Annotated in this window: 10 protein-coding genes; 6 read left to right on the forward strand and 4 right to left on the reverse strand. The window is 61.7% G+C overall.

What is annotated here, in order from left to right; genetic code table 11:
- Nucleotides 1-4: 4 nt before the first annotated feature.
- Nucleotides 5-1,156: a xanthine dehydrogenase family Fe-S subunit gene (locus JQ628_RS30665; RefSeq protein WP_212229201.1), complete on the forward strand. Its 1,152-nt coding sequence runs from the start codon at nt 5-7 to the stop codon at nt 1,154-1,156.
- Between the two features lie 358 nt (nt 1,157-1,514).
- Here the strand turns inward: JQ628_RS30665 and JQ628_RS30670 are convergent, their stop codons facing one another.
- From JQ628_RS30670 to JQ628_RS30685, 4 genes are read right to left on the reverse strand one after another with little or no spacing between them, the layout of a single operon-like run.
- A complete protein-coding gene (locus tag JQ628_RS30670; protein ID WP_212229203.1) occupies nt 1,515-2,345 on the reverse strand; it encodes an ABC transporter permease in 831 nt (276 codons plus the stop codon).
- Nucleotides 2,342-3,226, reverse strand: a complete 885-nt coding sequence (locus JQ628_RS30675) for an ABC transporter permease (protein WP_212229277.1) — start codon at nt 3,224-3,226, stop codon at nt 2,342-2,344. The genes JQ628_RS30670 and JQ628_RS30675 overlap by 4 nt, the downstream gene beginning before the upstream one ends.
- A 2-nt stretch (nt 3,227-3,228) precedes the next feature.
- The gene (locus tag JQ628_RS30680) at nt 3,229-4,308 is read right to left on the reverse strand and encodes an ABC transporter ATP-binding protein (protein WP_212229205.1); all 1,080 of its coding nucleotides are present in this window, start codon (nt 4,306-4,308) and stop codon (nt 3,229-3,231) included.
- Between the two features lie 9 nt (nt 4,309-4,317).
- Nucleotides 4,318-4,959, reverse strand: coding sequence for a cupin domain-containing protein (locus JQ628_RS30685; RefSeq protein WP_212229207.1), 642 nt, complete (start codon nt 4,957-4,959; stop codon nt 4,318-4,320).
- 337 nt (nt 4,960-5,296) lie between these two features.
- Here JQ628_RS30685 and JQ628_RS30690 point away from each other — a divergent pair, with 337 nt between their 5' ends.
- The 5 genes from JQ628_RS30690 (at nt 5,297) to JQ628_RS30710 (ending at nt 13,107) form a co-directional block, all read left to right on the forward strand.
- Complete coding sequence (locus JQ628_RS30690) at nt 5,297-6,292, forward strand: extracellular solute-binding protein (RefSeq protein WP_212229209.1); 996 nt, start codon at nt 5,297-5,299, stop codon at nt 6,290-6,292.
- Between the two features lie 108 nt (nt 6,293-6,400).
- Entirely contained in the window at nt 6,401-8,449 is a 2,049-nt protein-coding gene (locus JQ628_RS30695; protein ID WP_212229210.1) for a hydantoinase/oxoprolinase family protein, read from the forward strand.
- Nucleotides 8,446-10,470 carry a hydantoinase B/oxoprolinase family protein gene (locus tag JQ628_RS30700; RefSeq protein ID WP_212229212.1) on the forward strand — a complete coding sequence of 675 codons (2,025 nt, stop codon included), beginning with the start codon at nt 8,446-8,448 and terminating at the stop codon, nt 10,468-10,470. Before JQ628_RS30695 ends, JQ628_RS30700 begins: the two co-directional genes overlap by 4 nt.
- 36 nt (nt 10,471-10,506) lie before the next feature.
- The gene (locus JQ628_RS30705; RefSeq protein WP_212229221.1) at nt 10,507-11,703 is read left to right on the forward strand and encodes an NADH:flavin oxidoreductase/NADH oxidase; all 1,197 of its coding nucleotides are present in this window, start codon (nt 10,507-10,509) and stop codon (nt 11,701-11,703) included.
- Between the two features lie 75 nt (nt 11,704-11,778).
- Nucleotides 11,779-13,107, forward strand: a complete 1,329-nt coding sequence (locus tag JQ628_RS30710) for an NAD(P)/FAD-dependent oxidoreductase (protein WP_212229223.1) — start codon at nt 11,779-11,781, stop codon at nt 13,105-13,107.
- Nucleotides 13,108-13,122 lie beyond the last annotated feature (15 nt).

Consider the following 13,122-nt stretch of genomic DNA (forward strand, 5'->3'; position numbering starts at 1 on the left):
GTCGATGCTGAGTGTCAGCCTAACCGTCAACGGGCGGCCGGTGACCGCGACGGTCGAGCCGCGCACTCAGCTGTGCGAATTGCTGCGCGAGGACCTCAATCTGACAGGCACTCACGTGGGCTGCGAACAGGGCGTCTGCGGTGCCTGCACGGTTGTCGTCGATGGGAAACCGCAGCGCTCCTGCATCAGCTATGCAGGCGATTCTGACGGTTGCTCCGTTATCACTATCGAAGGGTTCGATGACGATGCGCTGATGGAGCAGCTTCGCGACGCATTCTCGCGGCACCACGCGCTGCAATGCGGCTTTTGTACACCCGGAATGCTGGTCACGGCGCGCGATATCATTCTCAGGCTTGGCGAGACCGGCGCCGCGCGGATCCGCGAAGAACTGTCGGGGAACCTGTGTCGCTGTACGGGCTATGTCGGAATAGTGGAAGCGATCGAGGAGGTCAGCAAGGGAAAGGTCGCGCGTGCCCCTCAGACCGTGGTTGCAGCGATTGAAGGCACCGTCGCCGTTCGACCGGTCGATGCCCCGATGAAGCCCGCCGTGCCGCCGAACCGTCCTGCCGCTCCCACCGCGTCGGCAGGGGTGGGCGCACGCAAAGGGTGGTCGTCGATTGAACAGCGCCTCGCCGTCGGCTTTCCGCCCGAGATCGTCTGGAATCGCCTGTCCGACATCCGCCAAGTTTCCTTTTGTTTGCCGGGGGCCGAGATCACGGAGCTTCAGGACGACCGGGTTCGGGGACGTATGAATGTCTCCCTTGGGCCAATAAAGGTGGCTCTCAACGGGGACGGCAACGTGCTGCTCGATGCCGAAAACCGGATTGGCCGTCTGAGCGGTCGTGGCCAGGACGCCGGCTCCGGGTCGTCCGCCGAAGGTGAAGTGGAATGGCGTGTTCTTCCAGGAGAAGCGTCCGGCAGCTTGATCCTGGTGAATCTCTCGTGGCGTCTTAGCGGGCGCCTTGCCCAATTCAATCGTGCGGGCATCGTTCAGGACGTTATCCAACGCCTTGCCTCGATCTTCGTCACGAACCTTGAGTCATCGCTCAAAGGTGAAGCGATCGACGAAACATCGATCAAACCACTAGGCATCTGGTCCCTGATGTTGGGCGTCATCAGAATACGTGTCGCGCGATGGCGTGGCAGAAATGCTTAGCTGGACTGATGGCCCTAGACGTTACGAGGGGCCTGTCCCTGTCGCAAATTGAATTGCAGTTGGGTGACGGGAGAGGATCGGACGATCCTGCGCTGATGTTAGATATCTTAAAGCTGATCCTGGGATCGATGGTTGATCTGTTCCGGTCGCGAGCCAGTCCGGAGCCAACGATTCTGTCGATGATAATGTCCTTGTCAAACTCGCACGTGTCCGAACGGCCAGGACCGAAGGAAATAGACGTGGAGGCGTCGAGTATCGTGGGAATGCCTGTTCTCAGGACCCTATGAGGGACCCTGGTCGGTGACGGTCAGCGGATGTCTCGTTCCAACGCATGCAGGCGCAACTTGCACCACGGCGCTCAGGCCGCGGTGAGTCGATCGATTCCATAGGTCGCGTTCAGGACGAGCAGCGCAGTGACCGCGATCAGCATCTGCACTGTGCTGATGGCCGCAATTGATGGGTCGAATTGGCTCTGCATGTAGCTCAGCATGACCACTGGCAGAGTATTCGACTGCGCCGTGCCGAAGAAAAACGACAAGGGCAGATTGTCGAGCGAGATCAGGACAGCAAACAGGCTGCCGGCGAAGATGCCGGGCCTGACCAGCGGCAGCGTCGTGTGGTAGAGCGTTTGCCAGCGCGTTGCGCCCAGGACGGATGCCGCCTCCTCAAAATCCGGCGGCAATGCGCGGTAGACGGCCAGTACGGTCCTGGAAATATAGGGGATGGCGACAACGGTATGGCTGATCAGAAGCGCGGCGAACGAGATACCGACGCCTATGGCCGATAGCAGATAAAGCAGCGAAAAGCCCAGCACAATCGCGGGAACCGAGATTGGCGCGAGCAGCAGATTGCCGATCAGGGCAGCGGCCGAGGTCTTGGAGCGGGCGACCCAGAGCGCAGCGGGAACGCCGAACAGGATTCCCAGTGCCGCCGAGCCGATCGCGATTTGAAGCGATACGATCAGCGAGTCGATGAAGGGCCGGTATTCGAAGATGCGCGCGTACCAGCGCAGTGAGAGGCCAGGCATTGGGAAGGCGATGTAGGTCGCCGAGGAGAAGGACACCACGACGACGGCGGCGATCGGAAACAGCAGGAAGGTCATGAACGCGACGACCCAGATGCCAAGCCCCCAAGCCAGGTAGTCTGGCCTGCGGCGGCGCCGGGGCGGGTTGACGTGAGACGCTGTCATGCTTTGACCCCTCGACGACGGACAAATCTGGTCTGCAGTGCAACACAGACCATGGCGGATATCAGCAGGACATTGCCCATGGCGGCGGCGAAGCCGACGTCCTGTGTCAGGTTGAATTGCTGATAGATCAGCAGCGACAGCGTTTGCACCTTGCCGCCGCCCAGCAGCAGCATGGTCAGGAAGCTGCCGTTTGTAATCACGAAGACGAGCATGCAGCCGGTCGCAATGCCGTCGAGGCTAAGCGGCAGCGTGATGTGGCGGAACGTTCGCCAGCGGTTTGCTCCGAGCACGCGAGCCGATTCTTCCAGCCGGACGTCGACGCCCTGAAGTACGGCGGTGATCGACAACACCATGAACGGCGCCATCACGTGCACGAGGCCGATATAGACCACCAGCGGATCATTAAGAATGTCGAGCGGCCGGCTGATGATGCCGAGATCGGTCGCCCAAACATTGATCAGTCCGCGCCGCGCCAGCAGCACCCGCCAGCCGAAGGTGCGCATGATGATCGAGGTCAGCAGCGGCGCGATCATGCAGAACAGAATCAGCGCATTCCAACGTCCGGCATAGCGCACCATGAAATAGGCGACCGGATAGCCCAGCACGAGTGTGCAGAGAGTAGTGACCAGCGAGACCTTGAATGTCGTGAAGAAGATTCCGGAATAATAGGAGTCCAACAGAAGCTTCTCGTAGTACGCCCAGGGGTTCAGCGCGGCTTCACCCAACGTGACGCTGCGAAACGCGTTCGCGACCAGGGGGACGATGAGGAACGCTACAAGAAACAGGACAGCCGGCAGCGCCCAACTGCCGGTCGCAAGGCGGAAACGGTTGCGCTTCGACTGCGCGGGTGGCGAGGCGGAGAGGGAAGTGAGGGTCTGCATGCTCACGCGCGGCCCTCCAGCAAGACCGCGCAATCAGGCTCCCACGTCAACCTGACGGCACTGCTCACGGGCACAGGCGCCCGGGTCTGGCCATACACGAACAGCGGTGTAGTGCGGCCGGCCGCGTCGAGCTCATAGGTCAGGAAGGAACCGCGATACACCACGTCGCGCACACGCGCAGTCAGCCCCGGTCCGTCCGGTGGGCCGATCAGCAAGCGCTCGGGGCGAACCGCAAAGGTCACGCGCTCTCCCGCGGCAAGGGCCTTGTTCGTCGTGATCCGGGCCTCGACCGGCTCGGTTCCAGAAAGTGCGACGCGCCAGGTGCCGTCGGCTTCCGGGGCCAGCGCCGAGCCGGAGAAGATGTTGGCGGTGCCGAGGAAGTCCGCAACGAACCGGTTGACGGGCTTCTCGTACACCTCGGCCGGTGCGCCGATCTGCACGATCTCGCCAGCCGACATGACAGCGACCCGATCGCTCATGGTCAGCGCTTCCTCCTGGTCGTGCGTCACCAGGATCGAAGTAATTCCGAGTCGGCGTTGAATCTCGCGGAGTTCGAACTGCATGCTTTCCCGCAGGTTCTTGTCGAGCGCACCCAGCGGTTCGTCCAGCAGTAATATCTTCGGGTCCGTAACCAAGGCCCGGGCCAACGCGACGCGCTGCTGCTGGCCACCGGACAGCTGGTGTATCTCGCGATCCGCAAAATCGCCGAGGCGCACCAGTTTCAGCAGGTCCCGAGCCCGACGCTCCCGGTCCGCCCGCGCAATACCGCGCATCTTGAGGCCGAACGCCACGTTCTCGCCGACGCTCATATGCGGGAACAGGCTGTAATTCTGAAACACCATCCCAAGATCGCGAAGATTGGGCGGAAGTTCGGTCACGTCATGGGGACCGATGTAAATGGCGCCGGTGTCGGGTTGTTCAAAGCCGGCGATACTGCGCAACGTGGTCGTCTTGCCGCAACCCGACGGCCCCAGCAGGGCGATCATCTCGCCAGCCCCGACGTCGAGCGAAAGCGGCTTGAGTGCCTGGACATTGCCGAAGGATTTGCTGATTCCGCGCAGGCTGAGAGGAACGCTGACCATGGTTGCCGCCTAGAAATGGGGGGCTGCCGGAACAGACCCGATGATCCAAAGGACTTTTGCTTCGGTCGATCCTGGATTCGAAAAGCCGTGCGCGATCGAGCTGTCGAACACGAAGCTGTCACCCTTTTGCAGGCGCGCTTCCTCTTCGCCGACTGTGAGGATGATCTCGCCCTCAAGAACAAGGCCGGCTTTTTCGGCCGGGTAACGGATCATCTTGTCTCCGGATGAATTCCCGGGGGGAATATGCAGGATCATGAGCTGCAAGCTGTGCGGTGTCCCCGCTGACAGCAATTCCTTGCTCATATAGCCCAGCTCGAGACGAGGCCGCTGTGCTGCGCGCCGCACGAAACCGGGATCGCGCTCGGGCGGCGATGCTATCTCGTGGAACAGCGCGCTGGCGGGGAGATTGAGGGCGTTGCGGATGCTGGTCAGGACGCGCAGCGACGGATTGGCGAGATCGCGCTCGACTTGGCTGATCGTGCCCACCGAAACCCCGGATAGATCTGCCAGCTCCTGGAGCGAAATCCCGTTCTGCTTCCGGAAGCGGCGCAGGATCGCTCCAACTCTGGTTGCAGACGTTTTGGGCGCGTTGGTTGAATCCCTCAGGGAGGATGGCGCGTCCCCGGACTTCTTTTTCGCAATCGATTTCACGTTTTCAGCCAGCTCCCGTTCACTGAAGGCAATAATTTCATTATCCTAAAAGTGATGATAGCGCAATGAGGCATTGAAAGTATCCCTCAGCTCAAGGCCATCTGCACAAAAAGGCACATTACGCTTAAAAAATAGGCTTTTGAATGAGCGATCGCGTGTCAGTCGTAGTGACCTTCAATTTTGCTCCAATGAAAATGGTTGCAAAAATTTTTAGAATAGTGAATAAGCGTTTTCAGCCGTTGGCTACGTCCTGTGTTCAATGAAAAACAGAAGGGACTGTATTGTGAGCATGCTCGGTTTGGGGAAGAGAAGTGCGGCTCTCGCAGCTGTGTGCGGAATGGCCGTATTGGACATGGGTGGGAGTGCCTCGGCCGCCGACCTCGTCGTCGGAGCCTTTGGCGGTATCTGGGAGCGCAGCTTCCGCGAATGTGTCGTCGATCCCTTCAAGAAGGAGACCGGAAAGTCGGTCGACATCGTGCTTGGTTCGGCGCCGCAATGGCTGAACCAGATCGCCGCGAACCCGACCAAGCCTCCGCTCGACGTGATGATGGTGGCGAGCGACCATGCCTATGATGCGATCAATCGCGGGCTGGTCGACAAGTTCTCCCTCGAGCGCGTGCCCAACCTCGCCAAGATCGCCAAACGCTTCACCGACGTTGGCGACGGCTACGGGGTCGCGCACAATTACGGTTCGATGGGTGTGATCTACAACAAGGCGACCGTGCCGAATCCGCCAAAGACCTGGAAGGAGTTTGTCGAGGGTACGGTCAGCGGCAAGTGGAAGAGTTCTGCGCCGAGCATCAACTACACCGGGGGTGGCGCGCCTTTCATCGTCTACCAGCTCTCGACGCTGTATGGCGGCGGCATAGACAACATCGCGCCCGGCCTTGCGCAGGCCAAGCGCATGCTGGACAGCCGCAATCTCACGCTCTGGACCGATCCGAACCAGGTGCTCAACGATCTCAAGAGCGGTGAGATCGATATGGCGGCCTACTGGGATGGCAGGGCCTGGGCCTTCATCGACGATGGCAATTCCGGTTTCGGCTATCTCACACCGGCGCCGGGCGCGATCGCGGGCATCACCTGGGTTCAGAAGGCCAAGGGCAGCTCCGATCTGGGCTTTGACTTCGTGAATTTCGCGCTCGACGCCAGGCGCCAATCCTGCTTCGGCAGCAAGGTGCGCTACGGCACGGGGAATGTCGATGCCGTCTATGATCCGGCGGTCGCTCAGGAGATCACCAAGATCGACGAGATCATCATTCCGCCCTTCAAGGATCTCCCGCCGCGCCAGGCGAAATGGCTTGAGCAGTGGAATAAGGAGCTCGGCCGCTAGAGCCGAACTCTCGTGCCGGGGCCGTCGATCGATCCTTGATTGCGGGCACATGCAGTCTAATCAACGCATTTTTCGCAAAGAAGCGGCCGTGACTGTTGGAGCTCGATGATGGGTTATCGCGTAGGGGTCGATATCGGCGGGTCATTCACCGATTTCGCTATTTTCGACGAGCAGAGCAAGACGCTTCGATCGCTGAAGGTCTTTTCCCGCCCGGATCAGCCCGGCGCGGAAGTGCTGGAAGGTGTTCGTGGACTGGCCGCGCGCTACGGCGTCTCGCCCGGCGAGATCACCTACTTCACTCATGGCACGACGGTCGGCGTAAATACCGTCGTGCAGCGCAAGGGACTGAAGCTCGCTCTGTTCGTTACCGAGCACTTCCGCGACGTGCTTGAGCTCGCGCGTCTCAAGATTCCCGACATGTATAGTCTGCTGTCGAAGCGGCCGGCGCCGCTGGTATCGCGGGACATGGTGTTCGGCATTGCGGGCCGCATGCTCGCCGACGGCTCGATTGTCGAGCCGTTGGACGAAGCAGCGGTCGAAGCGGCAGTACAGGCGGCCTCGGCCGCCGGCGCCGAGGGTGTGGTCATCTCCTTTCTGCATTCCTATCGCGATGGTGCGCTGGAACGGCAGGCCAAGGCGGTCGTTGAGCGCGTCTCCCCTGGATTGCCGGTGTTCTGTTCAAGCGAGACCTGGCCGATCGTGCGCGAATACGAGCGCACCATCACCGCCGTCATCGGCGGATATGTTCAGCCGCGCGTCTCTCACTATCTCGGGTCGCTGCAAAGCGCCCTCAAAGATCTCGGCGTGCCCGCAGATCCCCGGCTGACCAAATCGAATGGCGGCATCATGACCGCCGAACAGGGTAAGCAGCAGTGCGTGCAAATGATCCTGTCCGGCACCGCTTCCGGAGTGATCGGCGCCAGCTATGTTGCCGAAACATGTGGCATCGACCGCTGCATGAGTCTCGACATCGGCGGTACTACTGCCGACGTCGCGTTGATTGTTGATGGCCGGCCCCAATATGGCGTTGGCGAGCGCATCGGCGACTTCCAGATATTCATTCCCTCGGTCTCGGTAAGCTCGATCGGTGAAGGTGGCGGCTCCATCGCGTGGGTCGATCGGCTCGGCGTCCTGAAGGTCGGCCCCGAAAGCGCCGGCTCGCGGCCGGGGCCCGCCTGTTACGGTCTTGGCGGCGACCGGGCGACGATCACGGATGCCTTCGTCGCAACTGGATTGGTCGGACATTCCGACCTCGGCTATAACGCGGTGCATGTCGATGTCGGCAAGGCGAGGGCGGTCGTCGGCCATCTCGCCGAAAGACTGGATCGTTCGATCGAGCAGACCGCCGAGGCCATCGTCAATATCGCCGTGTCAGGCATGTTCTCGGAGGTGAGTGGTCTGCTGTCGCGCTTTGGCGTTGATCCGCGCGACTTCTCGCTCCTGGCGTTTGGCGGCGCCGGCCCGATGATGGCCTGCTTCCTCGCGCGCGAACTGAAGATGCGCGAAGTCGTCGTTCCCCCGACACCGGGCGTGCTGAGTGCGCTCGGCGGCCTGATCGCCGATCTGAAGAATGATTTCATCCGCACGCTCTATCTGGACCTTGGCCCTGGCGCGATGCCGGTGCTGAAGGAGGCCTTCGCTGAGTTGCGCGCGAACGCGCTGTCCTGGCTCAAGGACGATCAAGGATATGACGGCCCATACGCGTTGGCGTTCTCGGCGGATATGCGCTATCGCGGCCAATCGTTCGAAATCGATGCGGCGCTCGATTCCGAATCGATCGAGAGTGGCCGCTTCGAGGCTCTTGCCGAGGCTTTCCATGTCGCGCATGAGCAAATGTACGGTCATGCCGACCGGACGGCGCCGGTTCAACTCATCACGGCGCGCCTCGTGATCAGCGGCAAAACCGAGAAGCCGCAATTTCCAAAGCGCAAGCTACGTCCCGGCCGGGCCGTTTCCGACAAGAGCGTCGAGGTCTTTCTCGACGGAGCCAAGTGCTCCGTGCCGCTCTACCGGCGTGAGGCCCTCGCACCCGGTGACACATTTGAAGGACCCGCGATCGTGGCGCAGGACGATTGTACGACCGTCGTGCTTGCCGGATTCGTGGCCTCGGTCGACGAGTTCGGAAACCTGCGCATCGTTCTTGGAGCATCGGCATGATTATCGACAAGGCGGTGCTTCAGGTTCTCGCCAACCACTGTGCTGCGGCGGCGGAGAGTATGGGCTACACGCTGATGCGTACGGCCTATTCCACCTTCGTGAAGGAAACGGAAGACTTCTCCTGCCAGATCCTCACACGGTCCGGACAGACCGTGGCTTCACCGAAGAGCATGGGCGCGACCTGGTATACGGGCCTCGACTATGGCGCCGTGATCCGGATGTTTGACGACTACCAGGAAGGCGATGTCTACTGCACGAACGATCCGTATAGCGGTTATGTGGCAACTCACTCGCCCGACCTGCACCTTTGGATGCCGGTATTCTCGGGCGGTGAGTTGGTGTGTTTTGTCGGCAACCACATCCACAACACCGACATCGGCGGCGCCGTGCCTGCCTCGCTGTCGCGGACGCTGACGGAGGTCCATCAGGAGGGTATCCGGATTCCGCCGATCCGGCTGATGCGAAACGGCGTCATGAACGACGACGTGCTGCGTATCCTTAACCTCAATGTACGCGTGCCGGAGCAGAATTGGGGTGACCTCAATGCCCAGCTTGCCTGCGTCAAGGTAGGCGAGCGCAAGGTCCAAGGCATCATCGAGCGTTTCGGACTTGAAGCGTTCAAGGCTGGCCTCGAACAGCTACTTGACTATGCGGAGGAGCAGGCTCGCTCGCTGGTACGCAGTATTCCCGACGGTGACTACAACTTCTCGGACTATGCCGATGAAGACTCGGTCAACGGCTATCCGGTTCGCATTTGCCTGACGGTGCGCGTGCGTGGCGATGCGCTGACGATGGACTTCACCGGTACCGATCCCCAACTGGTCTCGTCGCTGAACATGCCGACAGGTGGCAATCCGCATCATTCGCTCATCACGGTCGGCCTGATCTATGTGCTCTACACGCTCGATCCGACCATCATTCTGAATTCGGGCACCGTGCGGATGCTCAATACCATTCTGCCACCCGGTACGGTGGTGAACTGCGAATTCCCTGCCGCCGTTGGTATGCGCAGCCTGCTTTGCAACGTCACTCAGGTCGTGGTCATCGGTGCCTTTACGCTCGCCCTTCCGGACCGCCTTCCGGCCTCACCGGGTAACGGGCTCAGTCTCGTCAACGTTCGCACCGCGACGCGCGACGGACGAACCGTCATGGCCTCGATCGGACCGGTCGGCGGCGGTGCCGGCGGAGGTCCGTTCGAGGACGGTGCAGAGGGCAGCGGCGCCAACATGTCGTTCCTGAAGAATACTCCGGTTGAGATCAACGAATCCGAGATCCCAATCCGCATCCACAAATATGGCCTCGTGACCGATTCAGGCGGTGCCGGTCGCTATCGCGGTGGCCTCGCCCTGATGATGGAATTTCAGCTCTTTGCGCCGCAATCGATGGTCACCGCTCGTAATCGTGACCGCTGCTTGATCGCGGCTTGGGGAGCGTGCGGCGGGCATGCCGGTGCTGCCTCCAGCTTCACTCGCAATCCTTACGGAGAGGCCGAGGATCTCCGCAATAGCGACATCGTACCTCTCGAACCCGGCGATATGCTGCTACTGGTGGGGCCAGGTGCCGGCGGCTACGGCCATCCCCATGAACGGCCGATTGAACGCGTCGTCGAGGATGTGCGTTGCGGCTTCGTCAGCCGCGAGCGCGCTCGTTCGGATTATGGCGTTGCGCTCGCGGAGGACGGCTCTGTCGATGGGCCCGAAACCCAGCGCCTACGCGCCGCACTCGCAGGTAAAGCGAGCAAGGAGCATTTCGGCCACGGCGCCGGCAGGGTCCAGTTCGAGAAAGTTTGGACCGAGCAGCGCTATGCGCTGCTGACGCGCATCCTGACGGCGGCGCCGGTTACATGGCGGTTCTTCGTCAAGCACCAGCTGTTCAAGGCGATGGAAGGAAGGCCGGCCGGCCCGGATGGTGGCGTCGCGGAACTTCTGGATGCTTACGCGGCTCTGGCGACGAGGTTTGTCGATCTGCCTCCGCCTCCCAGGTTGCGTACCGTCGCGTCAACGGGAGTCGCGGCCGCGTAGAGCTCACAGCTCGGCCGCTTTGGAGGAGAAGCAGGAATGAACGTTGCAGCCAAGCCGAGTCGCGCCGGTGGATCGTCTCTGCTGTTCAGCCCATTCCGGCTGCGCGACGTGACCCTTCCCAATCGGATCGTGATCGCGCCGATGCAGATGTACAAGGCGGGGCCGGACGGCAAGGCGACCGATTGGCACTTCCAGCATTTGGCGAAGTATGCCGTCGGCGGAGCCGGAACGGTGATGACCGAAGGGCTCATTATAGATCCCATCGGCCGGAACACGTATGGCGACCTCGGACTTTGGGACGACGCGCAGATCGCGCCGCTGCGCCGGATCACCGAATTTCTGCGCGCGCAAGGAAGCGTTCCAGCGGCGCAGATCCATCATGCCGGGCCCAAATCGTCACGCCAACGGCCCTGGGAAGGTCTCGGATCACTGGGCGACGCGGAAGCCGCACGCGGCGAGCGGCCCTGGACGCCGGTTAGTTCGACTGAGGCGAAGAGTGTGTCACATTGGCGTGCACCCCGCGCGCTGTCGATCGACGAGATTGCCGCGCTGATCGATGCTTATGGCCAGGGTGCACGCCGCGCCGATGAGGCGGGCTTCGACGTTCTCGACGTCCATGCCGCCCATGGCTATCTGATCCATTCCTTTCTCTCGCCGGTCGCCAACAAGCGCGAGGACGGCTATGGCGGCGATCTGGCGGGACGCATGCGACTGGCGCTCGAGATCGCCGAGAGCATTCGCAGGCATTGGCCCAAAGGCAAACCTCTGTTCTTCCGGTTGTCGTGCGTCGACTGGCGCAAGGACCTGGACACGCGCGAGGACGGCTGGACCATCGAGGACAGCTGCGTGCTTGCCCGCGAACTGGCGGCCCGGGGAGTGGACCTCATAGACTGCTCTTCAGGCGGCATCCGGGCCGAAAACTCGATGATGGACTATGCCAAGCAGCGCAAAAAGCTACAGCGCGGCCATCAGGTTCCCTACGCCGCGCATATCCGTCGCGAGACCGGCGTACCGACCATGGCTGTAGGTGTGATCCTCGATGGTCCGCAAGCCGAAGCGATACTCGCAGAGGGGCACGCCGATCTGATCGCGATCGCCCGCGAGGCGCTGTACGACCCGCACTGGGCGCTGCATGCGGCACGTGCGCTCGGAATCGATTCAGATTGGCAAAAATGGCCGCCATCCTATGGCTGGTGGCTTGAGTTGCGCGACAGGATCGGCATCGAGGACTGAGTTTGAAGACGCGAGGAGCATGCTGCGCTTCGGCGCGGCATTGCCATCTCGTTACCGTCCTTCGGAGTTCAATTGATGCAACAACCCCTCGAGCGGATCGAGACAGACACTGAGTTTCCGGAGGCGGCGGACGTGGTCGTCATCGGCGGAGGCATCGCAGGCATTTCGACCGCTTACTTTCTGGCGAAGCGGGGCGTGTCCGTTGTCGTGCTGGAGAAAGGGCTGGTCGGGGCGGAGCAATCCAGCCGCAATTGGGGCTGGTGCCGCCAACAGGGGCGGGACATTGCCGAGCTCGATCTTGCGCGACTGAGCATGAGCCTGTGGGAAACGCTGCCCGCCGAGATCGGTGCGGATCTGGGGTTTCGCAAGGTGGGTGTCGCTTTCGTGACCGACAGCGCGGCGGAACTCGCGGCGTGGGAACGCTGGCGGGATATCGCACGCGAACATCAAATTCACAGTCAGCTCCTCACGGCAGCGGAGGCGCAAGCCAAGACTCCCGGAAGCGCGCGGCGCTGGGTCGGTGGGCTCCAAACCCCGTCCGACGGCTGCGCCGAGCCGTCGAAAGTGGTTCCTCTGCTTGCCCAGGCGGCGCGACGCCTCGGCGCGGTCGTGGTGCAGAACTGCGCTGTGCGGTTGATGGAGAAGAAAGGCGGTCGAGTCGCGGCCGTGGTGACCGAACGGGGAGCGATCCGGACCAACGCCGTGCTTTGTGCTGGAGGTGCCTGGTCATCGCTTTTCTGTCGGCGCCATGGTGTCGACCTGCCCCAGGCTGTGGTCTACGGATCGGTAGCCCGTACTACGCGGGCGGTAGATTTGTTGAGCCAATGCGTCTCGACACCCGGCTTCTCTGTGCGTCGCCGCACTGATGACGGTTATACGGTCGCGATGAGCGGACGCGGCACCGTCCACCTCACCCCGTCGCTACTGCGCTATGGCTGGAAATTCCTGCCAACCTTCCTTCAACGCCGCCGGGGCTTGAAGATCCGCCTCGGCAAGGCGTTCCTTGACGAACTGCTGCAATCCTCGAAATGGTCGGCGGACGAAGTCTCACCGTTCGAGAAGACGCGCATTCTTGATCCGCTGCCGGACGCCGAACTCCTGGGGCGCGCGCTTGGCGAACTGCGTGCCACATTTCCCGAACTCGGCGAAATCGGGATCGAGGGAAGCTGGGGTGGCGTGATCGATTCCATGCCGGATGCGGTGCCGGTGATTTCACCCGTGGCCGCGCTACCCGGATTCTTCCTCTCGACAGGCTTCAGCGGTCATGGCTTCGGAGTCGGCCCCGCCGCCGGGTTGGCGGCTGCCGACATGATTACCGGTAGCGCCACAGCGGTGGACCTGACGCCGTTCCGATACTCACGGCTTTTCGACGGCACACGGCTTCGGCCGGATTCGAAACTTTAGCGAACTCGGTCGAAA

Source organism: Bradyrhizobium lablabi (assembly GCF_018129385.1).
Lineage (GTDB): Bacteria > Pseudomonadota > Alphaproteobacteria > Rhizobiales > Xanthobacteraceae > Bradyrhizobium > Bradyrhizobium lablabi_C.

Excerpts from the sequence above, each read along its gene's own strand:
- JQ628_RS30665 (WP_212229201.1), top strand. The coding sequence starts at position 5 with ATGCTGAGTGTCAGCCTAACCGTCAACGGGCGGCCGGTGACCGCGACG.
- JQ628_RS30670 (WP_212229203.1), bottom strand. The coding sequence starts at position 2,345 with ATGACAGCGTCTCACGTCAACCCGCCCCGGCGCCGCCGCAGGCCAGAC.
- JQ628_RS30675 (WP_212229277.1), bottom strand. The coding sequence starts at position 3,226 with ATGCAGACCCTCACTTCCCTCTCCGCCTCGCCACCCGCGCAGTCGAAG.
- JQ628_RS30680 (WP_212229205.1), bottom strand. The coding sequence starts at position 4,308 with ATGGTCAGCGTTCCTCTCAGCCTGCGCGGAATCAGCAAATCCTTCGGC.
- JQ628_RS30690 (WP_212229209.1), top strand. The coding sequence starts at position 5,297 with ATGGCCGTATTGGACATGGGTGGGAGTGCCTCGGCCGCCGACCTCGTC.
- JQ628_RS30695 (WP_212229210.1), top strand. The coding sequence starts at position 6,401 with ATGGGTTATCGCGTAGGGGTCGATATCGGCGGGTCATTCACCGATTTC.
- JQ628_RS30700 (WP_212229212.1), top strand. The coding sequence starts at position 8,446 with ATGATTATCGACAAGGCGGTGCTTCAGGTTCTCGCCAACCACTGTGCT.
- JQ628_RS30705 (WP_212229221.1), top strand. The coding sequence starts at position 10,507 with ATGAACGTTGCAGCCAAGCCGAGTCGCGCCGGTGGATCGTCTCTGCTG.
- JQ628_RS30710 (WP_212229223.1), top strand. The coding sequence starts at position 11,779 with ATGCAACAACCCCTCGAGCGGATCGAGACAGACACTGAGTTTCCGGAG.